Source organism: Mucilaginibacter sp., assembly GCF_025362475.1.
In the GTDB taxonomy this organism is placed as follows: Bacteria; Bacteroidota; Bacteroidia; order Sphingobacteriales; family Sphingobacteriaceae; genus Mucilaginibacter.
Genome location: NZ_JANYGH010000001.1, coordinates 117,814 through 140,207 on the forward strand (window position 1 = coordinate 117,814; position 22,394 = coordinate 140,207).

The window sequence follows — 22,394 nt, forward strand, 5'->3', positions numbered from 1 at the left end:
ATATTTATCAATACTTTGTTCTGCAGAACCTAATTAAACTTTAATGCGAGGGCTACTGATAATTTTTCCCGGCTATTTTCAAGGCTTTTTACCTGAAGGTAGCAGCTAATAGTAAGTGTCCATACTTACATTACTTTTAAGCATGGCACTTAAATTAAATAAGTTCAAGCGTCCCTCAACCCGAACTCGTAGGTGGCTAAAAATTTATAGCCTTAAAATGAAAATGGCCCGTGGTTACTTCCGAAAGGGAATTTATTAACCCTGCCATATGCGTGATCACAATGAGTATGATCGCGATACGTTTTTTGAGTAAGATGTTGATTGGTCAGCAGTTCCGATTTATTAGTTTCAGTCTTCTCAGGCTGATTAACTATTACAGTTTTCTTCTTCATGGTGACTCCTCCGGTTTTAAGGTTTCTTTACAATTGGTATACTAATATAAGCACAAATACGCTCATTTCCAATAGCGTTTAAAGAAAAATCCAAGCAGATACAAAGCAGATGTACACGCTGTTTTGACAGGGACCTAAGTTAAACTTTCACCAGAAGCCGGTAACGTTTCTTAATTTCCGTTTATTCGTTTTTTAGATGCTTCCAAATAATATTAAAAACATCAACCGGGGCAACCTTATCCTGCAATACCTTATCATTGGTTATCAATACAGGCTTATATTTAGCAGGAATGCCAATGCGGCCATGTGAACCTTTAATAAGGGTGGCATCCAGCGGTATAACATCCATTACATACCTAAAGCCGGCTTTTTTACGCAACAGCTTGTAGCCGGCCCTGGCTTTTGAGGTCATAAACATTTCTACAGGATCGTAACCCGGCTTTTTATGAATATCAACTACGCGGGCATAATCAGGCGCTTTGGCATCGTCGAGCCAAAAGTAGTAGGTAAACCAGCTATGCTCATCTGCCATTAAAACCAGTTCGCCGGCACGTTCATGATCTATATGATAAGCCGCCTGTTCAGCACGATCAAGCACCAACTCAATGCCCGGAACCGTTTTTAGTAAAGCCTTTACCTGCTCAGTTACCGCCGGATCATTGATATACACATGGGCTATCTGATGATCGGCAACAACAAATGCCTTTGAGGCTCCCGGATCAAGCAGTTCCAGACCCCGCTCTACCCTAATTTGCAATAGGTTATGCTGGCGAAATAAGCGGTTTAAATGGATAGGATTATTAACCGGAGCGATACCATATTCTGATAAAAGGATAATACTTGCACCCTTCTTTTCGTAAAATGTAATTAGCTCCTCCACCAAAGCGTCAATCTCTTTAAGCTCGTTGGCTATTTTTGATTCATCTGGTCCAAACTTTTGAAGGCAGTAATCCAAATGCGGAAGATAGATAAGGGTAAGCGTAGGATCGTGAAGATCATCGGTATACATAGATGCATCTGCTATCCATTTGCTCGATTTAATGTTTGCTCCCGGCCCCCAGAACTGAAACAGCGGAAACTGCCCCAATTTTTCCTGCAAAATATCGCGCAATTCGGCAGGATGGGTATAGCAATCCGGCATCTTTCGACCATCGGCCAGGTAATTGGGTCTTGGTGTTACAGAGTAATCGGCAGTTGAATACATATTATACCACCAAAACATCATAGATGAGGTAAAAGACGGATCTTCTTTTTTTGCCTTATCCCATATCTTATCTCCGGCAACCAGCTTGTTTGATTGTTTCCAGAATTTAACTTCACTGTCAATACGATCATACCAACCGTTACCTACTATACCATTTGCCGCCGGGTATGTCCCTGTAAGGTAGGCCGATTGTACCGCAGTAGTTACTGCAGGCAAAAGCGGTTCAATGGTGGTTAAATTTTTTGAGGCTATATACTTTTTTAAAAAAGGCGTATGCTCACCAATTACCGAGGTAGATAACCCCACAATATCAATAACAACCGTTTTATTCATAACAGCACTTAATTTGTTAACTCGTATTTAACCCATTCCAGCTCTCTTATTATAGATTGGGTAAGCGGGATTCTCATGGCATCCGGCAATACTCCCCATGTATAAGTTTCTACTTCCAGGTGATTGGTAAAAGGGCTATTTTTTTGGATGCCTAATACCTTTACGATGTCGGCTTGTGTGGATTGTAACAGGCCAAAATCTTCCAAAAATACCGGAACATGAAAATGGGCGCGCCATTCTTCAGCATCATCTGTTGCCATTAATGCTTCGGGCAAATCAGCGTATCGCAGCAAATTACCATCGGCAAGCCGGGCAATAACCTGGTGCAGGTAAGTGGGTTCATTAAACTTTTCAAATTCAGTTAATATTGCCTGCTTATTGCCTGATGTGTGATCAAATGAGGCCTTGAGGGCGGCACTGATCTGTATCTTGCCTACTTTTATTCCTTTTTGCGCCACTTCATCAATGATAGCTTCATGTGGTTCATAACCTATTGCAAAATGGCAAACATCATAGCATAAATTCACATGTTCTTTTATGAGGATTTCTGCTTCTGCAGCCGGTATATTAAAATTATCCTGGAAATAGCTGATGCCTTGCGGTAACAGATCGGTCTCAAACCATTCTATAAATTCCCTTCCGGTTTCTAACACGCCATCAGGCTCGGGCTCAATATCCAAATGTAATTTAATACCTGTTTTTTGCTTTATTGAATTGAGTTCGGCAGCTACCTGCAGTATATTTTTAGTGGCTTCCTGCTTAGCTTCATCCATTGCCGCTTCACTATTAAACCAATGTTTATAGCTTAAAGGCGAAGTTGATATACCACCATCCATACCCTGAGGCAGTAAAAGCGCTAATATGTTAAAAAGCCTTATCGTATAGGCCAGCCTATCGGCGGTTGTCCAGTCGGGGGCATGTACCTGGTCTTTAACTATCACATTGTGAAACCCGCCGTACGGAAAACCATTCATGGTAAACACATAGGCATCGTTCAGTTGTAACCATTGTTTAAATTGGGCCAGGTTATCGCCCTGGAGCAGTTCGATACTGGCTATGTTAGATAGGCGCAAACCAATACCCATGGGCGCATCAGGAGATAGTTGTGCCTTTATTTGCGGAAAGCTAAGTTTCAGGGCATTGAAATGGTCGGCCCAGTTTTCGCCGGCGTGTATATTGGTGCAATAGCTTAAATGTCCTGCTGTAAGTTTCATAAGTGTATCAAATTATTGCAATTGATGTTGTTGCAATTCACCCAGCTTTTTAGCGGCTTGCTTTAATAAACCGGCATCAATTTCATGTACTTCTTCGCCTTCGCCAATTGAGTTAAGAAGCATAATGGTTAGCTGGCCACCCAAATGCTCGCGAAATTCCTCCAAACCGGCCAATATTGGGCTATCCTCTTTATCAACCTGCAACAAGGGGTGCGAAACATCAAAGCCAAGGTTTAGCAAAGTTTGTACAATTCTTTTGCTATCTGCAGCTGTTAAACGGCCCGAAAGTTCGGAATAAACGGTATCAAGGGCAATGCCCATGGCTACGGCCTCGCCGTGGCGCACTTCAAAATTGCTCAGGTATTCCAGTTTATGAGCGCTCCAATGTCCAAAATCAAGTGGCCGGGATGAGCCGCTTTCAAAAGGATCTGTACCGGCAATATGCTCCATATGGAGTTGCGCGCACTTCCAGACCAGGTAATTCATTGTTACCCTATCGCGTTGAACCAAAACGCCGGCATTATGCTCTATCCAATTAAAAAACTCCGCATCTTTCAACAAAGCAACCTTAACCGCTTCTGACATTCCCGAGCACCAATCGCGGTCGCTGAGGGTTTCTAAAAACTTTTCATCATTAAAAACAGCAACCGGAGGCATAAATGTCCCTAAAAAGTTTTTCTTCGAAAAAAAGTTAATACCATTTTTCACCCCAATGCCTGAGTCATTTTGCGATAATACGGTAGTGGGTATGCGGATATGTTTAATGCCACGATGAGACACCGCGGCAGCATAACCCACCATATCAAGCACCGAACCGCCGCCAATAGCCGCTATATAAGAGTGCCTGTCAATACCATAAGTATTTACCGCTTCAACAACCTGGTTAAAGTGAGCCACATCATTTTTAACATCCTCGCCCCCGGTTACTATTAAAACATCCGGAATGAGTTGAACTGTAGGGTAAATGGAAAAGTAATTTTTTATTTCGTTTATTAAATTTGGATGTGCATCTATAACACCCTTATCGGCCACAAAAAGTATTTTCCGCAATGATGCCGGTGTGCCGGCGCTCAATAAAAAATCGTTAAAAAGGGTATTGGTTATATTAAAAATACCGGTTGTAAAGTAAACCTGGTACTCAAACTTCACAGTAAAAGATTGGGATAAATGCTTCATGTATAAACTAAAGAACGTTTTTAAATAAATGTAATTACGTAACGGCAAAAATCTTTGCCAGCCAGATAGATAATGGCAATAAACAGGCTATGATCAGTGCCGCGTAAATAGTACTGAATGTTGCCGCCCATGCCGCATCCATCAATATCAATGAAATAACGCCGGCTTTTACTGCCTTGCCTATGTTTTTACCCACCGGATCCTGAATTGCCTTAAACAGCGGCTTAAATATCATCCGCAAAAACGGGATCAGGATAATGCCAGATAAAAGCAGCTTTTTATTGCGATAGGAAATGTAGAATATTAAACCTGCCACTATAACATATAAAAGCGCCGCGACGTATAAATTACGTTTGTTACCACCATGCACTTCGCCCCGGCTAATCATGGTGATTGAAAAGATATAAATAATGGGCACAATTGCCAAAAAGTACCATTGTGGCAGTGCGCTTGTTATTATGCTCACCCCTAAAAGTAAATTTAAACCCCGGCAAAAACCCATGTTCAGCGGACCAAAAAAAGGATGATGCTTACCTATCTTATTATACAACAGCGCAAAAAAGCTGATGGCTGCTGCCAATAAAGCAGATACCAGGCTAACCATGCCCGCGCTTATAATGCCCGCAAGTAACAATATACTACCAAATATTGCCGCTTGCAGCAAACTAACCCTGCCGCTTGGTATGGCACGCTCCGGGCGTTCAACCCTATCCAGATCGGCATCAAAAACATCATTAAAAACTATGCCGCCGCCATACAGGCAAGCTGTTGAAAAACAAAGCATTAAAACACTTTGCAAATACCCTTTGAAGACAACTTCAGAAAAAGCTCCGGCTATGGCGGCACCCGCCAGCACATCGGCAACCGAGGTTACTACATTAGCCGGCCTCATCATACGCAAGTAAACAATTATTTTTTCCAATGCGCTTAGCTGATAATAATTGAAGACTTATTGATGCGCGGCTGCTGACCACCACGTAAAATGCTATTTCCTTCAAACCTGGCGCTTTGATCAATGGTTGCAATAAAATCTGCCTCGTTGATTTGTCCGCTTTGTGCAAACGCTGTTATAGCGTTACGATAGGTAACCAACTCAATATCGGCATCACTTATTCCGTTAAGCTTCATTAAAGCCGCGGTTTTTGGTACCGCCAGCGGATCACTGATCCCCCAGTCGGCGGCAGAATTAACCATGATCCGTTCGGGGCCATATTGTTTTGTAATTTCCACCATGCGCTGGTTGCCCATTTTGGTAAAGGGGTAAATAGTAAAGGCTGTCCAAAAGCCCCTGTCAAGTACTTCCTTTACAGTTTCCTCGTTGTTATGGTCAATAATTACCATATCCGGGGCAAGGCCATGTTCAATGGCAATATCCATACTGCGCTGCGTTCCGCGTTTTTTATCGCGGTGCGGAGTATGAACCTGTACCGGTAAACCGGCTGCCTTAGCCAATTCAAGCTGCAGCCGATAATATTTTTCTTCGGCAGCGGTTTGATCGTCAAACCCTATTTCGCCAATACCAACCACACCATCTTTATACATAAACAGGGGTAGCATTTCCATTACCTGCTCGGCCAATGGTTCGTTATTGGCTTCTCTTGAATTAAGCCCTATAGTACAGTAATGCTTTATTCCAAATTGCGATGAACGAAACCTTTCCCAGCCAACCAGGCTGCTGTAATAATCTTTAAAGCTATCTACCCCGGTACGCGGCTGACCCAGCCAAAAGGAAGGCTCAATAAGCGCCACTATGCCGGCATCGGCCATAGCCTGGTAGTCATCGGTAGTGCGTGACGTCATGTGCACATGCGGATCAAAAAACTTCATGCCCTTTATTACACCTATATCAAACGCCTCTGTTGATTGTTCAGCGGGTAAACTTCTCTCTTCTGGATTATGGCTGCAACACATTTTTTTATTTTTTTATGATCAACGATTTATTACTGCTAAAACTTCCCTTGTTTCATACCATCCAATTGTTCATCGTTAACAAATTTGCCAACAATGTACCAAAGCATATCCTCAACTTTACGGTTGGCTGCCTGGCGTTCTTTAGCATAATCAATTAATATACGGGCAAGCTCCTGGTTTGCCCTGTTATCCAAACCGAATAACTTGTTCACTTGTTTTTCTGTAAAAAAAGCTTTTAAAACCATTTGGTTCCATGCCGCTTCCTCCAGGTTCTCTGCCGGATAAGGATTATTGTACATAATAGCCTCCAGCACCGTACCTATGTTACTCCTAATCCCCTCGGCACAGCGTTTAACCCATAATTTAGGGTACTGCAGTACCGGCAGGGCGGTGTATAATGCAACCTGTTCATTCATTTCGGCTGCCGAAAAAAGGTTTTCAATCGCCTTAAAATAATGGCCTTCGTCAACATCCTTATACCTCATCAACAACCAAACCCTGCTCAGCCTATCGGCGGTCCAGTTATCGATTGCGAAGCCCGGCCTGATGGATTTTAATAACTCTTCCTGCTCATGAGCTACCCTTATAACTGCTTTGCCCGTTTTACGCGGTATAATTGCAAAGGCGGTATTTAAAGCCAAATTGCTACTGGTATTACTATCCGCATTAAGCCAGGTCCAGGCCTCGGCGGTGATATTATTTTTTGTTATGTCAGCAATTACCGCGTTTAATTCCTCTGTATTGTAAGTAACCATAACTTTTTGTTAAACTGCAAAGTAATTAATGAGCAATGCCCCGGCAATAATAAGTAAACCAAAAAACTCCCTTGTTTTTTCAATGTATGGCTTGGTTGCCTGCATGCTTTCTACCAGGCTGGGTTTATTGTATTTGGTTATCCAGTCGCGTACACCATCTTTCTGAAAAAAAAGTATAACCGCGTAAACCAGGTAAAAAGCTATAAGCAAAATATCAACAAGCGGATAAAATTTACCCATGGCAGCCAGGCCGCAACATATGGTAGCACTCAGGTATATGGGCACCCATAAGTACCAGTCAACATCATTCAGGTTTACATAAGCAAAAGCCAAAAACGAAACCACAAAAATTACATTTAAAACAACAAGCATATTAATTTAGTTTATTGGGCCGGTAACAGCAATTTGTAATTGCTTGTTAACAGCCAGCCAATTTAAAGAATAAAACTATTCCAGAAATCCATTTGTGCATTATTAACAGGAAATTTACCGTAATCCATTAAATCTTTGTTCGAAAACCGTTACTTTTTGTGCACAAGTGGTCATTAAAATATTCTTAAACAATCTGAGAAATGATTAGGCTATGATGCTGTCCACCTATCCTTTGTTATCACCCAGCCTGAAATCATACCAAAATAAATATTGCAAACGGCGTAACAAATTGTTTAATCATCAGTTATTATATTATAGTATTTTAAATTATACTACAAAGTACCTGCAGTTTCTGGTTTAATACCACAACATTTTACCCGTTGATCTCAAGCGCATCTTAAATTTCAAGCTTGTATCTCATCAGGCAGATTCAGGCCACAGAGAGCAAAACTTCATCTGTTTCCACCCCATCTAAAATGCATGATTCCTTAAAAGGGTAACCATGTATCTATTTTATTGTACTTGCTATTAATACTTTTTTTTATGCCGATCCTGATTTTCTTTATTGCGCACTGGTTTTTATCCCTGTTTTTCCAAACCTTCTTCCAACACCGCTATGCTTCGCACCGGATGTTCACAACCAATAAATTCTGGGAACGTGTATTTTACATTATGGCCTACTTATTTGAAGGCGCATCCTTTTTAAACCCCAGGGCCTATGCCTTGATGCACCGGGAACACCATGCCTATAGCGACACGGAAAAGGACCCTCATTCGCCGCATTTTTTTACAGACATTCTCCAAATGACAAAGGCTACCTTTAAAACATTTGGTGATCATCTGCAAAGAACAAAAGACCCGGAAGCCCGCTTTGCCGGTAACTACCCCGAATGGCCGTTAATAGACCGGATGGGGTCTTCAATACTATCCCGACTGTTATTTGGCGCAGCATATACCTGCTTCTATATATTTTTTGCCGCCCATTGGTGGATGTTTCTACTGTTGCCTATTCATTTTTTAATGGGACCTATCCATGGCGCCATTGTAAACTGGTGCGGGCACAAATATGGCTACACTAATTTCGACAACAAGGATAAATCAAAAAACACCACACCTTTCGATTTCCTAATGCTGGGCGAACTGTTTCAAAACAATCATCACAAACACCCCAATAGCGCCAACTTTGGCAAAAAATGGTTTGAGATAGATCCGGTATACCCGGTTATGAAACTGATGCACTGGATGCGAATTATTAAACTGCGGAAAGCATATTAAATTTTACACATTGGCAATTAAACCTGCATTTGCAGATGAGCCACTGATATTAAACAACAAAACAATGAGTAAAGATAAAGGCAGTAAAGCCATCAAAAAAACACCAAGCCTACAGGGTAAAAAGGAGATATCTGATTACCAGGCGGGCAAATCCACGGAATATAAAACCGAGGTTGTATCCACCAATAAAAAACACAACTAACATGGCCGGAAAGACAGTTGATTTACAGGCCAGCATGTTTTTGTTTGACCTGGGCAATAGTGCCAAAGAGCATTGGTTTAAAACCGAAGAAACATGGGAGGTTAGCTTAGCCACAAATGATGAAAAATTAGCTATGGAAAAGAAATATTTTCCAACCGTTTCTATAAAAGTTTTACCCGAGCAATTGGCAGAATTGTATGGATTGGTCAAAAAAAGATCAGCCATTGTACATGCCAACGTTGAAAACACTTTGAATACTGATATGATCATTAAAAACAACTTACAATACCTCATTGCCTTTAATCCAAACAGGCAACGATCTTAAATAGTCACCAATTTTTATACGTGCCGATTACCTTTAATTTTTTAGCCGATGCCCTTTTTAGATTACGTACTGCAAACGCCTTCTTATGGTTGGAAGGACGAACAGGGTGCTTTGATAAAGCCGACTGTACTACAAATATTAACCGAGTTTTTCTCGAGATTAAACCCGATTGCAAACCGTAAAAACTGGTTGCCATTTTTCAGCTGGCTAAAAGTTTTATGCCTGATTCCTTTTTTTGTACTCTTCATCATTTATTTCTTAAGCTGGTGGACCATACTGGCGGCCTTTATTTATGGAATGATTATCATGGGCACACATGGCACCATCTGGCACCACCGCTATTGCACGCATGGCGCGTATGTTTTTACCAACAAATTCTGGCGTTTTGTTACACAGAATCTCACTTTAAATGTTATCCCCGAAGAGATTTACGTAATATCGCATCATGTACATCATTCCAAATCTGATCAGCCCGGCGACCCTTATAATGCCCAGGCCGGGTTTTTATATTGCTTTTTAGCCGATGTTAATCACCAGCCAATTGCCAAATATTTAAGTGAGGGTGATTACAACCGGGTAAAACGATTAATGAAACATACAGGTGTTAAAGCAAATACTTATGTACAATATCAGCACTGGGGCTCATATGTAAATCCCTGGCGCGCGGTTATGTCATGGATATTAAACTGGTCTTTCTGGTATGTGGTATTTTACCTGGCAGGTGGGCATGCGCTGGCTTGTAGTTTATTTGGCGCCGCCGGCTTTTGGGCAGTTGGAGTACGTACGTTTAACTACGAAGGGCATGCAAAAGGTAAAGAGAAACAGCATGAGGGTACAGACTATAACCAAAAAGACAAATCAATTAACCAGCTATGGCCGGGCATTGTAGCCGGCGAGTGGCATAACAATCATCATCTGTTTCCAAAGAGCGCCAGGAGTGGCTTTAAGCCCTTTCAGATAGATTTTGCATGGTATTACATTAAGCTGATGAGTATGCTTGGTGCCGTGAGCCATTATAAGGATGCTAAAAAGCAATTTTATCAGCAATATTATCTGCCTTATTTAAACAATAAAAATGCAAATAAAATGGAGCAGCCAATAAGTTGTTATGATCCGATAAAGATAGGTGATTGACGACCGGGCAATCAGCATAATTTGTCGCTTACAGCCCTGTACAATGTCGCTTAATGGTACCCGGTTTACTTTATGCCAATACTATATTTGTATATGGATCTTTAAAATATACAGGTATGGAAAACAGGCAAATTATAGAGACTATCACTAAAGCTTTTAATGATAATGATAACGAAACAATATTAAAATATATGGCCGATGATGTGGAGTGGCATATGTTAGGTGATGATGTCATATCGGGTAAGGAAAACATCGGCCATTTTTTTTCTAAGAACCCGGAGATCAAAGTGATCACCTGCACTCAGGATCACTTTTTGATTGACGGCGACCAGGCATCCGTGAGCGGCGAAGTGAAATGCCAGAACCGTGACGGAAAGGTATTTGATATGTACTATTGCGATATCTACGAACTACTGAACGGGAAAGTCAAAAAAATGATCACCTATGGGGTAAAAAAACCAACCGGTGCCCAGGATTAAATAAGGCACCAGTTAGCTTGATTCGAATTAATTTGTGATGATCTGTTATTTTGGGGCAAAGAGCCCAAAAGTGCTTTTTCCGAATTTAAATTGATCATTTAAATAGTTCAATATTTTTACGGATATAGTCGACAATATGCAATGGCTTTGAACCGGATATTTTTTCTACAAAATCATTTGTTCCGGAAAATACACCGTCCCGGCTATCCTGTGCAACCGATTCAACATGTTGTATAAAATATGGGGTATATCTCGCCTTCATCAACTCAGCAAACTTATCAATATCAGCAGCTACATAGCTGATCTTCCGGCTAAGTTCCCCAGATAATATTTCGGCTATTTCGTATTGGGTAAGTTCTGTAGAACCGTACAAAGGATAAATTTTACCGGCGTGGCCTTCCGGATTAGCCAGGATAGATGCAATAACCCTTCCGGAATCTTCCCCGGCAATAGGCGCATAACGGGCCTCACCGAAAGGAAGCACAATGCGGTTGTTTTCCTTAATTTCTTTAGCAAAATATTTCAGCCATTCCGCAAAAAAGGTCGGGCGTACATGAGTAACAGGAATGCCGGTACGGTCAAGCAATCTTTCTGCTATCCAATGGTTTTGAGATGCATTGCTCTTCGCATCCCTACGGGCGGCCACCTGCGACATATTGACGATATGTGTTAAACCCTCGTCAACTGCAGCCTGGGCAAAATAAGCAGTTCCTTCTACCAACCCATCTACCTGGATAGGGTACATGTAATAAGCGCTGCCAATACCCTTTAACGCTGCACTTACAGAATTAAAATTTGAAAGATCTCCCTCCACAATTTCTACCCCTTGCTCTGTTAAATGTGCGGTACGCTCATCTATTTTGTGAACCAGCGCTCTGACCGGTACGTTCAGCTCCAATAATTTTTCTATAACGCTGCTTCCTGTTGCGCCTGTGGCGCCTGTAACCAAAACTTTAGTATTCATGATATTATTTATTTATATTTTTTAATTATTTGTTAGTGATTATTTAGTCCTTATTTTCTTTTTGTTTCCAGGTATCTAATTTGTAATGAACATATTATCCATAAAAAAGAACGATGATTTAAAATAGAACAGTGTTCAAAAAGATGGTAAAAAAAATCAGATTTTTCCCATCATGTAAATTAAATTTTCATAGCCTTTTTTCATCAACTCCTCTGAGGTTTTGCCTTTAAATGTGCTCGTTCTGTCTTTACAAAAAAGGGCGCATATTCCATGAAGTGATGAAAGGAATGTAAATGCCAGGTCTTCGGCATCCATGCCCTTAAAATGACCGTTCTCCATACAAATTTTTATCACATCAATGAGATAATTTAGTGTCTTTACCCCCATGCGCCAGGGATCGGTCTCTGATTTCTTTTTCAGCTGTTCATCTACTATGAACATCAGGTTATAAAAATCCCTGTTATTAATGGCAAAGTCTAAAAATGCGTAGCCCATCGCTTTCAAGCGTTCAAATGGATCCTCATTATGTTCAAACACCTGCAGCTCTGACAAAAGCAATCTGAAACCTTCCTCATGCAGTTCGTGAAATATTTCGCCTTTTTCTTTGAAATAAAAATAGATACTGCTGGGGCTGTAATTAATTGCTTCAGCTATGTTGCGGATACTTGCCATTTCATAGCCTTTTTCCAAAAAAACTCTTCGGGCACCGTCGAGGATCAGCTTACGCATCTCCTCTTTTTCCTTGACTTTTCTGATTGCTATTGACATCTTGTTAATTAATACAGAACAAAGATATAGAACACTGTTCGAAAAAAGAACAGCTAATTAGTAGTTTTCGTTATTTTGCCGGTTATATGACTTTGGAATAACAAATAGGCGGATTTTACCGGTTAAGTCGAGAAGGAAAGATTAAATTTTGCTGGTTTCTCGGATTGATCCGAATGTTGTTTACCCTTTGCCGGAGCGATCAAAAATGCATTTTAAACAGAAAAGGCCCATTTTCGTGACCAAGTTGTTCTTAAAAAGTTAAAAAAAACACTCCCCGTTTTTCAAGCTCTGCCCCGTTTTGGTTTAAGGCATATATTAAAATTAGTATTGAAAAGTACAAGGACCTTTTAATACCGTAAACTATTGAATCAGTTTAGCTATCTTTTGCAATGGAATTGTTTCTGCAAATTCCAGTATTTGTGTATCTGTGCAATCATCTACCTTAAAAGTAATTAAAGCACTTCCCAAAGGTATCTGTAACTCGTAATCATTTTTGTCATTGGTGCTACCTGCCTGTTTTTCAAGCCTTGCTTTATAACCTTGTACTTTTACAGTTTTGCTCTTACCATCACTCATCATTCCACCTAAAAGAGGCGTATTTAATACCGTGTTCGTCATAGCAACCAAAGGGGAATTACTAATGATAGAAATATCGGCTTTCCTCCCGCTTTTCTCATAGGAGCGGTGTATAGTAGCGCCAACGTAACCAACATTGGAAGCAACATTATCTTCCCTTGCAATAATTTCCATTGCATCCATTTTAGGTGGCAATAATTTAAGCACCTCCTTACCAATTACCAGGTCAACTTCCTGCATGGCTTGCTGCAGCGCAAAATGTGTATCTTCCAGTTTGCCTGCACCGTAGGCCGTTTTAGCAGTGCTCATTGCTTTAGTGAAATCCTGTGCAACGCCAGTACTTACAAAGGCGATGACTGCGATTAATGTTATAAAAGCCTTCATGAATTTTTATGTTGAGATTAAAATTATTGTTCCCCAAGCATCTTTTTTATTCCGTCAATATCAAAAGTATTAGCGGCAGTCATCACTTCCTGCTCGTTGGCAAAGTTGATACACTCCCAAACAATCATGGAAGCTTGGCCAATGGATACTATCAATGTATATCCCTTACTGTCTTCGTATTGAATGATTGCCTTGTTGCCTTTAACTCTTACCTGTTTAAAATTTTGTTTAGCGCCATTGGCTTCGATCATACCGGCATTTGAAAAATATAACGCAGCTAAACCTGCATAGATCCCTGCATTTCCAATAGTAATTGTCAACTGTTTATCAGCGTTGTTTTTCCACACCCGGTGAATGTTCAGGTTACTCCAGCCCCATTGGGTACTCATTACTATGTCCTGTGCTGTATCTACGTTTAAAGCATCTACCGAAGCGGGTAAAGATTTGAGAATCTGCCGCCCCAATTGAAGCTCTACCCCCATGAGTGCCTGCTGTAACGAATACCGGGCATCGCTGTAATTCTTAGCCGCATGGGCTGTTTCGGCTTCTGCCATTTGCGCTTTTACATCAGGCGGAGTGGTATTACTTAATCCGCCACCGCCTTTATTGGAGGGGTTACCGGATGTGCCGGAGTTACTATTGCCCGATCCGGTTTCAGGAGGAATGCCGACCTTTTTGTCTACTTCCTTATCTACTGCTTTATCTACAGTTTTATTCACCTTGTCTTTGATCTTCTTAAAAAATCCTTGCGACGAGGCGGTATTAGTAACCGTAAGTGCAATAAGGAAACAGAGCAAGTACAAAACCTTTTTCATAAATAAACATTTATATTTGTCAATAAAGAAAAGATAAGCCACACTGATATAAGACACTTAAAGCTAAGTATTTAAATTGATTATTGCAAAACGTAAAATCAACAGTTTGTAGATAATTATAAGGTATTAAACGAAAAAAGCCCCACATTTGTGAGGCTTTTTTGTGATCCCGCTGGGATTCGAACCCAGGACCCCAACATTAAAAGTGTTATGCTCTACCAGCTGAGCTACGGAATCAGACTTTTCAACTTCTCCAACAATGCTGCTGTTTCTGTTTAAAGAGATTCAATTGTAATTTTTAAAAAGAAAAGCCTTCTCTCAAAGGCTTTTCGTGATCCCGCTGGGATTCGAACCCAGGACCCCAACATTAAAAGTGTTATGCTCTACCAGCTGAGCTACGGAATCAAACTTTCAACTTTTTCGATAATGTTACCGTTTCCGTTTAAAGTGGTGCAAATATAGGGCGATTAATAATACGGTGCAAGTGCTATTTGCAATTAATTGTAAAGTATTTGTTAAGCCATTAGTTGCCAATAAACTACATTTTAAAAATGGCTATTTTACCCTTGTCTCCAGCCAATAAAACCAATTTTCCATGCTTAGCTTTGCGGCAAACGTTAAAACTGGTGGTATCAAATTGCTTCCAATTGGCTCCCCCATCTATTGTAAGGTTACTTCCTGTTGTACCTGTAGATAGGAAAGTGCCACTATTAATGTATTCAACTCCCGATTGAAAACCTGCGGGTGCAGTCTGTGGGCTAACAAACTGCAGGGAAGGACGAACCTTGTAAATAGTAGCAACCGAATCTAATTTTTTCCCATTTGCATAGTCGCCGCCAACTATGATCCCCTCATTTTTTCCCAATGCTATAGAAAATGCACCTTCGCTTTGCTTGCCTTGGGTTATTGGCAAATTAGTGTATTCCCATTCTTTTCCTGTTGGCTTCAACGAGATCAACCTACTATTTTTTCCGCCCGAAACAATATAGACAAACCCGTTACTCACCCTTAAGCAAGTACCGCTTGCCGCAAACGCTGCTTCGCCGGGTAAGGCATCGGGTGCGTTTTTCATTTCGGCCCAGGTTTCGCCACCGTCTGTGGTTTCCATCAGGAGGAATTTGTTGTTGATGGGGTCGCCTAAAATATAACCGTGTTTTGCATCGGCAAAATCCATGGCATCAAAAAAGTAAACACTATCAGTTTTGCGGCATTTTTCCTGCCAGGTTTTACCGCCATCAATGGTTTTTAACACCAGGGCCGACGTACCCGAGCTCATGATCACGGCTTCTTTATCGCTAAAAGCTTCAATATCCCTAAAATCTGCTTTTTCGTAGCCTTTCACCTGCTTCCAGTTCCAGGTTGTTCCGCCATCATTAGTGGTGGCTATATGCCCTTTGCTGCCGCTAATCCAGGCTATTTTATCATTTACTACAGATAATCCCCGAATACTTGTGGGCTTATCCTGTTGCAGGATAGTTATAGTTTGCGCCGATGACAACAAGGGCAAAAGGAGTAAAGTACTGAATATTAGCCGATAAAAACGTTTCATTAATTTGAGTGTAAATATGAATATGGTTCCTAAATTAATTGTAAACAAGTCAAGTAACAACAACCTATGGATTTTTATATTTATTATAATGCTTTTTGATAGAAACGATTATATTTGCACGCTTGTTAATAAAACAACAGGCCCGGATGGCGAAATTGGTAAACGTTGCGGTCTCAGAAGCCGTTGAGAATTGTCTCTTGAGAGTTCGAGTCTCTCTTCGGGCACGCCTTTTTTAAGATAAGAGATCTGAGACATGAGATTTGATAAAATTTTGTGTCTCACCTCTCAAATCTAACATCTCAGATCTTTTTTTAGTAACTGCCCAGGTGGCGAAATTGGTAGACGCACCATCTTGAGGGGGTGGTATTCGTAAGGATGTACGAGTTCGAATCTCGTTCTGGGCACTAAAAAAAATTCAAAATCCCCCTCGCAGGCCATAATTAAAAGGTCTGGCAAACATCTGGAAATGTTAGTTGTAACGTATATACAGCAAATACTACCTGATGCAAAAACCATCCATATTTACATTAATTATTTTAGTTACGGCGCTTACCGTAAAAGCCCAAATCCAGCCGGCTCATCAATATAAAGATCACGTTTTCCCTAATGTTGATCTTAAGCAAAATCTGAGTTATAATCCATTTGCTCCACTTGCCGATAAGGAATCATACCTATTTGATCTCTATCAGCCAAAAAGTGATCATTCCAGGGCACGCCCATTAATTATATGGATGCATGGCGGAGGTTTTAAGTATGGTTCAAAAACAGCTCAGGGCATACAAATCTGGAGCAGGGATTTTGCCCAGCGTGGTTATGTTTGCGCGGCTATCAACTATCGTTTAAGTAAAAAGAACCCGGCATTTCATTTTAATGAACTGCAAAAAAGCTGCTACTACGCCGTACAGGATGTAAAAACCGCCATTGAATATTTTAAACAGCACCATACCGAATATAATATTGATCCCAATAAAATTATCCTGGCCGGCAATTCGGCCGGGGCAATTATAGCATTACAAGCCGCCTACAGCAGCAATGCAGAACTTTCCAGGCGTACCGGCGTGGCAGATTCAACCGCCACATTAAAGCCCGATGACAGGGCGCGGATTGCCGGCATCATCAATTTTTGGGGAGGTATCTTTGATATCCGTTGGTTAAAAAACGCACGGGTGCCCATTGTGAGTGCTTATGGTTCAAATGACCATATTGTAAAACCTGCTCAAACTGATACGGGCATGTATGGCAGTATATCTGTTCATGAAAAGGCCAATGAGTTAAAAATCACAAACGGAATAAAAGCTTTTAATGGTTTTGGTCACGAACTGCAAAAACATTTTAATCCGTTGTTTGGGGCTGGTAACCCAACACAAAAAAGATGGCTGGAAGCCGCCCAATTTGCCGCGGATTTTTATTACGATATATTATTTAAGAAACAGGAGTAAACAATTGCCAACCTTTAAGGTTATTGTATTGAAAAATGCTTAAAACAAACTAATTATACACCATGAAATTAACCAGGATAGTCACAATTGCTACAGTAGCTATTTTTAGCTTGCAAGCTTTGGAAATATCTGCCGAGGAATTGCCAGCCGTTGCGGAAGCATCTGTTTTACAGATCAGGCTACCGCCACCACCGCCACGGCCACCTAATCCATTCAGAAGGCATCACAGGCGTTATCGCCGGCACCGCAGCGGAACACTGCATATCAAACTTCCGCCGCCACCACCGCATCCACCGGGTTTACCAAGGCCACCACGTCCGCCGTTGCCGCCACGTCCATAAAATGAATAAAGCCCCGGGAATTCCCGGGGCTTTATTCATTTATATTGTTTTATTGCTGAGGCAAGTTGTAGAAAAAATTCTCGGCAACAATTTTACCATCTTTAACTTCATAAACGCAAACTTCGCTCATCATGCTGCGGCCATGCCCTTTATAGGTAACATCCATATCCATTGTGCACGAAAAGAAATTACCACTCACAATAGGATCTGATACTTCACCGCTGTGGATCTCTTCAACCATATCATACCATTGCTGATTTTTGGCTAATGCTGCCTCTTTACCCTCAGAAAGCTCCATCTGCGAGCCTTTGGGTTCATGGCTTACCACATCATCGGCATACAGTTCATGTATGGCATCTAAATTTTTGCCTTCACGGCAAAGCTGCACTAATTTTTCAGCTACTTCTTGTGTGTTCATTTTATTGTTTTTAATTGGTTATTGTTAGTATAAAGTTATTCATAATTACAAAGACAACACCGTCAGGTATTTTAAATTTAAGTTAAGTTTCTTTGGCGCTCATTACCCCACCTGCTTGCCCCAAATTTAAGCTATAACCTCTTGACTGTAATTGTTTTATAATGGTATATTACATGTGCAATAATTAACCTTTTCTTATCCATAAAACAAACCTATGAATGCCGTTAGCATTGATCAGATCATCACCGATTTAGAGGCCATCATAACCGATTCCATTGCAACCGGTAACCGGGCCGGGTATTTTGCCGCCTTATACCACAAGGTTACCTGCCGGGTAAAGGAAGGCATCCTGGCCGGTGAATTTGAAAACGCTGCCCGTATGGAACAACTTGACGTGACCTTTGCAAGCCGCTATGTTACTGCTTATAAGCAATGGCAGCAAAAGCAGCAGCCGTCTGCCTCCTGGCTGCTGGCCTTCGGCATCTTTAACAAATCATCAAAGGTGGTGCTGCAGCATTTACTGGCAGGTATGAACGCACATATTAACCTCGACCTGGGCATTGCCGTTGTGGAGGTAGCAAATGCCCTTAATCAGCCGCTAAGTTTAATTCATAAAGATTTTAATGCCATCAATACCATACTTTCTGCCCTTACCTATGAGGTGATCAACGAGCTTAACCAGGTATCACCGCTTTTATCGCTGGCGGGTTTACATGCCCAAAATAATTCCATACTTATTCAGTTTGCACTTGGCAATGCCAGGGATGGCGCCTGGTGTTTTGCCGAAGACCTTTTTACCCGGAAAGACCAGGATTATCTTAACCTGATAGCCAAACGCGACGATGATATAAACAAACTGGGCATTGGCATCGCGAAGCCTGTGGGCCTGTTGCGCTGTACCATGTGGCTAATCCACCTGTTCGAGTGGAGAAACCCCTCAAAGATCACCGAGGTATTGAATACCTACAAAAAAACTTATCTCAAGGTGAATTAATGGTGAAGGTGGTTTAGAAAACGAATTTAAATAAGCAAGGATGTTTTAAAAGATAAATGACTGTTTAAAAGGTTTGTCATCCTGAACGATAGTGAAGGAACTATTCGCAGAATATACAGGGCGAAGAAGCATGGCGAATAATAGATCCTTCACTATCGTTCAGGATGACAAAAGGTTTTTACTGCAGAAAACGCCATAGATTACTTAACAAAGCCCTTATCTTCCCAAAACTTCTAAAACGGCCTGGGCTTTAAGCAAACACTCCTCATATTCTTTTTCAGCATCGGCATGGTAAGTTATGGCGCTACCCGCGTGGAAGGAAAGATAGCCATTAGCCGAGTTATATAGCAGCGAACGGATCACTACATTGAAATCAAAATCATCATCGGCACTCATATACCCTACCGCACCCGAATAAACACCACGCCTACTACGCTCATATTGCTCCATCAGCTGCATCGCGCTTACTTTGGGAGCTCCAGTCATGCTACCCATAGGAAAAGTGTTTTTAATGACCTCTATGACCGATAATCCGTCCTGAAGTTCACATACCACCGTCGAGATCATCTGGTGTACTTGTTTGAAACTGTATATACCAAACAAATCCTCCGTTTTAACAGTACCCTGCCTGGCCGATTTGGTAAGGTCATTACGCACCAGGTCAACAATCATTACGTTTTCCTGTAATTCTTTTGGGTGATTGCGCAGCTCCTGTTTAGCCTCCTCATCAGCTTTAAAATCAGCAGCTCTTTTGGCAGTACCTTTTATAGGCTGCGAAATTAATTTGTTGCCGCGCTTAGCCATAAACCGCTCGGGCGAAGCTCCAAGAATATAATTATCCTGCCACTTAAAAAAGGTAGCGAACGGATTGGGCGAAACGCTGTTCAGCTGTAAAAATATAGGTAAGGGATTGATATTTATACCCTCGGCAAAAAACTCCTGGCAAAAATTGGTTACATAAATATCGCCCCGGTTAATGTGTTCCTTTATGCCATTTACCGCATCAATATATTCCTGTTTACTAAAACGGGCCTGCAAATCAATGTTAGGCTGGGCGGAGCCAGCATTTAATTCCTCCTGTTCAATGAGTGCTAAAACCTGCTGCTCATCATCACTTATGATCTTTACTTTTTCATCTTTAATAATGATGAGATGTTTGGGTGAAAAAAAATAAAGATCTGGAAATTGCAGGCCATCAGCATTTTGGGAGAATAGTTTTTCAACTTCGTTTTTCAGATCGTAACCAAAAAAACCAGTGATCCAGCCCTCGTTTTTTTTACGAAACTTTTCGAGTTCATCAAAAGCATTGCCTGCATAAGCGGTGATCTCGGCCTTAGCACCTATTGCTATCAGGGTATCAAATTTAGAATACGGATCGTCAAAGCCGTTGGAGTCAAAGTAACAAACCGCGTTAAATGATTGGGCCCATTGTAAGGCTTTATGCTTAAAATTTTGCAGATGATCTACCTGTACTATCACCTTGCAAAAATAACCAAGTAAACGAAAAAAGGCCGGGATAACCGACCTTTTAATAATATTATGTTTTAAAGTTTGTGATATGCAAACCTACAGCGGGTTAAAATTAGTGCAATACCAAAGTTTGTTTCCTGTCTGGTCCTACCGAAAGGTATTTTACAGGCACGCCCAATTCTGCTTCAAGATAATCAATGTATAACTGCAGTTTAGCAGGGATCTCATTTAATTCGGTGATACCTGTTAAATCCTCGTTCCATCCGTCAATTTCTTTTAATATCGGCTCCGGGCTAACCGAGCAGATATCATAAGGCATATAGTCAATTTTTTCGCCTAAATAGTTGTAGTGCGTACAAGCGTATATTTTATCAAAACCACTCAATACGTCGGCCTTGGTCATTACCAGTTGGGTAACACCGTTAAGCATAATAGCGTACTTTAATGCAGGCAGATCAATCCAGCCGGTACGGCGTGGCCTGCCTGTAGTAGCACCAAATTCATGACCTATGCGGCGCAATTCTTCGCCTGTTTCGTCCTCCAGCTCTGTTGGGAACGGACCGCCACCCACACGGGTGCAATAAGCTTTAAAAATACCTATCACATCACCAATTTGCTGTGGCGCTATACCTAAACCGGTACAAGCGCCGGCTGCAGTTGTATTGGATGAAGTAACAAAAGGATATGAACCAAAATCGATATCCAGCATAGCGCCTTGTGCGCCTTCGGCCAAAACCTTTTTGCCTTTTTTAATATAGTCGTTTACCAAATGCTCAGAATCAACCAACGGAAATCCTTTAATGAACTCTATGGCTTCAAAAAATGCCTGCTCGCGTTCAGAAAAATCTGCAACCTCACCATACATGGCCTGTAGCATAGCAGTATGCTTATCAACCAGTTTCTGGTAACGTTCCTTAAAATCGGGCAGGGTGATATCGCCAATGCGTAAACCATTCCTGCCGGTTTTATCCATATAGGTTGGTCCTATCCCTTTTAAGGTTGAACCAATTTTACCTTCGCCCATTTTTTTCTCAGATGCAGCATCCAGTAATTGGTGGGTTGGTAATATCAGGTGAGCCTTTTTGGCTATCAGAAGATTCTTTTTAGCTAAAAGATCATGACCTGCATCTTTCAGCTTATCAATTTCCTTTTTAAGTGTAATAGGATCTATCACTACACCATTACCAATAAGGTTCATCGTGTTTTCAAAAAATATACCTGAAGGAATGGTATTCAAAACGAATTTTTTACCGTCGAACTCCAAAGTATGCCCTGCATTAGGGCCACCCTGGAAACGTGCAATCAGGTCATAACCTGCGCTAAGCACATCAACAATTTTTCCTTTACCTTCATCGCCCCATTGGAGGCCTAATAATACGTCAACAGCCATTTATGTTATTGTAAATTCAGTACTTAAATAAGAAAGGTGGCAAAGTTATATTTTTCTGTCACAAAAACCCGCTCTTAATTTCTCGCAGTTTCCATAAAGATTTAAAGAGTGGTGATTGATTTCAAATTTCAACAATGTGCCCATCATGCTTTGGATCTGCTGAATACGGGGATCGCAGAATTCAACCACTTTGCCGCAGTCGATACAAATGATGTGATCATGCTGCTTGTAGCCGTATGATTTTTCAAACTGTGCCATATTTTTACCAAACTGGTGTTTGGTAACCAAATCACATGATACCAACAGCTCAAGCGTGTTATAAACAGTGGCACGACTAACCCGGTATTTTTTATTTTTCATGTGGATGTATAGTGATTCCACATCAAAGTGATCTGAGCGAGAGTAAATTTCTTCGAGAATAGCAAAACGCTCTGGCGTTTTGCGCAGGTTTTTATTTTCAAGGTAGGCCTCAAAAATTTTTTTAACCAATGCTATAGTATCCGGCTGGGGCATA

24 protein-coding genes and 4 tRNA genes are annotated in these 22,394 nt (G+C 41.1%); 10 read left to right on the plus strand and 18 right to left on the minus strand.

The window, feature by feature from the left end; all coding sequences use genetic code 11:
* Positions 1-573: 573 nt before the first annotated feature.
* Genes Q0R88_RS00505 through Q0R88_RS00535 form a run of 7 tightly spaced genes read right to left on the minus strand, consistent with a single transcriptional unit; the run spans position 574 to position 7,357 of the window.
* Positions 574-1,929 (minus strand): nucleotide pyrophosphatase/phosphodiesterase family protein, encoded by a 1,356-nt coding sequence (locus Q0R88_RS00505; RefSeq protein WP_295711142.1) that lies wholly within the window; start codon positions 1,927-1,929, stop codon positions 574-576.
* Between the two features lie 8 nt (positions 1,930-1,937).
* Positions 1,938-3,143, minus strand: a complete 1,206-nt coding sequence (eboE, locus tag Q0R88_RS00510) for a metabolite traffic protein EboE (RefSeq protein WP_295711143.1) — start codon at positions 3,141-3,143, stop codon at positions 1,938-1,940.
* A gap of 12 nt (positions 3,144-3,155) precedes the next feature.
* Positions 3,156-4,319 (minus strand): 3-dehydroquinate synthase, encoded by a 1,164-nt coding sequence (locus Q0R88_RS00515; protein WP_295711145.1) that lies wholly within the window; start codon positions 4,317-4,319, stop codon positions 3,156-3,158.
* Between the two features lie 34 nt (positions 4,320-4,353).
* A complete protein-coding gene (eboC, locus tag Q0R88_RS00520) occupies positions 4,354-5,241 on the minus strand; it encodes a UbiA-like protein EboC (protein WP_295711147.1) in 888 nt (295 codons plus the stop codon).
* A 5-nt stretch (positions 5,242-5,246) separates the two neighbouring features.
* Positions 5,247-6,230 carry a TatD family hydrolase gene (locus Q0R88_RS00525; protein WP_295711148.1) on the minus strand — a complete coding sequence of 328 codons (984 nt, stop codon included), beginning with the start codon at positions 6,228-6,230 and terminating at the stop codon, positions 5,247-5,249.
* Between the two features lie 35 nt (positions 6,231-6,265).
* A complete protein-coding gene (locus tag Q0R88_RS00530) occupies positions 6,266-6,985 on the minus strand; it encodes an EboA domain-containing protein (RefSeq protein WP_295711150.1) in 720 nt (239 codons plus the stop codon).
* Positions 6,986-6,994: 9 nt separating this feature from the next.
* The gene (locus tag Q0R88_RS00535; RefSeq protein WP_295711152.1) at positions 6,995-7,357 is read right to left on the minus strand and encodes a transmembrane 220 family protein; all 363 of its coding nucleotides are present in this window, start codon (positions 7,355-7,357) and stop codon (positions 6,995-6,997) included.
* A 543-nt stretch (positions 7,358-7,900) separates the two neighbouring features.
* Between Q0R88_RS00535 and Q0R88_RS00540 the strand changes: the two genes are divergently transcribed.
* From Q0R88_RS00540 to Q0R88_RS00560, 5 genes are all read left to right on the plus strand, one after another.
* Positions 7,901-8,632: an acyl-CoA desaturase gene (locus Q0R88_RS00540; RefSeq protein WP_295711154.1), complete on the plus strand. Its 732-nt coding sequence runs from the start codon at positions 7,901-7,903 to the stop codon at positions 8,630-8,632.
* A 10-nt stretch (positions 8,633-8,642) separates the two neighbouring features.
* Positions 8,643-8,834: a hypothetical protein gene (locus Q0R88_RS00545; protein ID WP_295711156.1), complete on the plus strand. Its 192-nt coding sequence runs from the start codon at positions 8,643-8,645 to the stop codon at positions 8,832-8,834.
* Between the two features lies 1 nt (position 8,835).
* Positions 8,836-9,159, plus strand: a complete 324-nt coding sequence (locus Q0R88_RS00550) for a hypothetical protein (protein ID WP_295711158.1) — start codon at positions 8,836-8,838, stop codon at positions 9,157-9,159.
* 48 nt (positions 9,160-9,207) lie between these two features.
* Positions 9,208-10,293, plus strand: coding sequence for a fatty acid desaturase (locus Q0R88_RS00555; protein ID WP_295711160.1), 1,086 nt, complete (start codon positions 9,208-9,210; stop codon positions 10,291-10,293).
* Positions 10,294-10,409: 116 nt separating this feature from the next.
* A complete protein-coding gene (locus Q0R88_RS00560) occupies positions 10,410-10,772 on the plus strand; it encodes a nuclear transport factor 2 family protein (protein WP_295711162.1) in 363 nt (120 codons plus the stop codon).
* Positions 10,773-10,866: 94 nt separating this feature from the next.
* Here Q0R88_RS00560 and Q0R88_RS00565 read toward each other — a convergent pair whose 3' ends face one another.
* The 7 genes from Q0R88_RS00565 to Q0R88_RS00595 all read right to left on the minus strand — a co-directional run bounded on the left by Q0R88_RS00565 (position 10,867) and on the right by Q0R88_RS00595 (position 15,828).
* Positions 10,867-11,736: an NmrA family NAD(P)-binding protein gene (locus Q0R88_RS00565; protein ID WP_295711164.1), complete on the minus strand. Its 870-nt coding sequence runs from the start codon at positions 11,734-11,736 to the stop codon at positions 10,867-10,869.
* Between the two features lie 156 nt (positions 11,737-11,892).
* Positions 11,893-12,504 (minus strand): TetR/AcrR family transcriptional regulator, encoded by a 612-nt coding sequence (locus Q0R88_RS00570; protein ID WP_295711166.1) that lies wholly within the window; start codon positions 12,502-12,504, stop codon positions 11,893-11,895.
* Between the two features lie 360 nt (positions 12,505-12,864).
* Entirely contained in the window at positions 12,865-13,464 is a 600-nt protein-coding gene (locus tag Q0R88_RS00575) for a hypothetical protein (RefSeq protein WP_295711168.1), read from the minus strand.
* A gap of 23 nt (positions 13,465-13,487) precedes the next feature.
* Entirely contained in the window at positions 13,488-14,279 is a 792-nt protein-coding gene (locus tag Q0R88_RS00580) for a hypothetical protein (RefSeq protein ID WP_295711169.1), read from the minus strand.
* Between the two features lie 164 nt (positions 14,280-14,443).
* Positions 14,444-14,516: transfer RNA gene (locus Q0R88_RS00585), tRNA-Lys, on the minus strand.
* A gap of 95 nt (positions 14,517-14,611) precedes the next feature.
* A tRNA-Lys gene (locus Q0R88_RS00590) sits at positions 14,612-14,684 on the minus strand.
* A gap of 133 nt (positions 14,685-14,817) precedes the next feature.
* Positions 14,818-15,828 (minus strand): YCF48-related protein, encoded by a 1,011-nt coding sequence (locus Q0R88_RS00595; RefSeq protein WP_295711171.1) that lies wholly within the window; start codon positions 15,826-15,828, stop codon positions 14,818-14,820.
* 140 nt (positions 15,829-15,968) lie between these two features.
* On the opposite strand from Q0R88_RS00595, the gene Q0R88_RS00600 reads away from it, so the two are divergent.
* The 4 genes from Q0R88_RS00600 to Q0R88_RS00615 all read left to right on the plus strand — a co-directional run bounded on the left by Q0R88_RS00600 (position 15,969) and on the right by Q0R88_RS00615 (position 17,608).
* A tRNA-Leu gene (locus Q0R88_RS00600) sits at positions 15,969-16,052 on the plus strand.
* A gap of 96 nt (positions 16,053-16,148) precedes the next feature.
* Positions 16,149-16,232: transfer RNA gene (locus Q0R88_RS00605), tRNA-Leu, on the plus strand.
* Between the two features lie 99 nt (positions 16,233-16,331).
* Positions 16,332-17,267 (plus strand): alpha/beta hydrolase, encoded by a 936-nt coding sequence (locus Q0R88_RS00610; protein ID WP_295711173.1) that lies wholly within the window; start codon positions 16,332-16,334, stop codon positions 17,265-17,267.
* A gap of 62 nt (positions 17,268-17,329) precedes the next feature.
* Entirely contained in the window at positions 17,330-17,608 is a 279-nt protein-coding gene (locus tag Q0R88_RS00615; protein ID WP_295711175.1) for a hypothetical protein, read from the plus strand.
* A 49-nt stretch (positions 17,609-17,657) separates the two neighbouring features.
* Here the strand turns inward: Q0R88_RS00615 and Q0R88_RS00620 are convergent, their stop codons facing one another.
* Positions 17,658-18,026: a nuclear transport factor 2 family protein gene (locus Q0R88_RS00620; protein ID WP_295711177.1), complete on the minus strand. Its 369-nt coding sequence runs from the start codon at positions 18,024-18,026 to the stop codon at positions 17,658-17,660.
* Positions 18,027-18,240: 214 nt separating this feature from the next.
* On the opposite strand from Q0R88_RS00620, the gene Q0R88_RS00625 reads away from it, so the two are divergent.
* Positions 18,241-19,020: a DUF5995 family protein gene (locus tag Q0R88_RS00625; protein ID WP_295711179.1), complete on the plus strand. Its 780-nt coding sequence runs from the start codon at positions 18,241-18,243 to the stop codon at positions 19,018-19,020.
* A 216-nt stretch (positions 19,021-19,236) separates the two neighbouring features.
* Here the strand turns inward: Q0R88_RS00625 and Q0R88_RS00630 are convergent, their stop codons facing one another.
* The 3 genes from Q0R88_RS00630 to Q0R88_RS00640 all read right to left on the minus strand — a co-directional run bounded on the left by Q0R88_RS00630 (position 19,237) and on the right by Q0R88_RS00640 (position 22,393).
* Positions 19,237-20,499: an anthranilate synthase component I family protein gene (locus tag Q0R88_RS00630; protein WP_366086520.1), complete on the minus strand. Its 1,263-nt coding sequence runs from the start codon at positions 20,497-20,499 to the stop codon at positions 19,237-19,239.
* A 103-nt stretch (positions 20,500-20,602) separates the two neighbouring features.
* The gene (locus Q0R88_RS00635) at positions 20,603-21,880 is read right to left on the minus strand and encodes an adenylosuccinate synthase (protein WP_295711181.1); all 1,278 of its coding nucleotides are present in this window, start codon (positions 21,878-21,880) and stop codon (positions 20,603-20,605) included.
* Between the two features lie 45 nt (positions 21,881-21,925).
* Complete coding sequence (locus tag Q0R88_RS00640) at positions 21,926-22,393, minus strand: transcriptional repressor (RefSeq protein ID WP_295711183.1); 468 nt, start codon at positions 22,391-22,393, stop codon at positions 21,926-21,928.
* Between the last annotated feature and the right edge of the window lies 1 nt (position 22,394).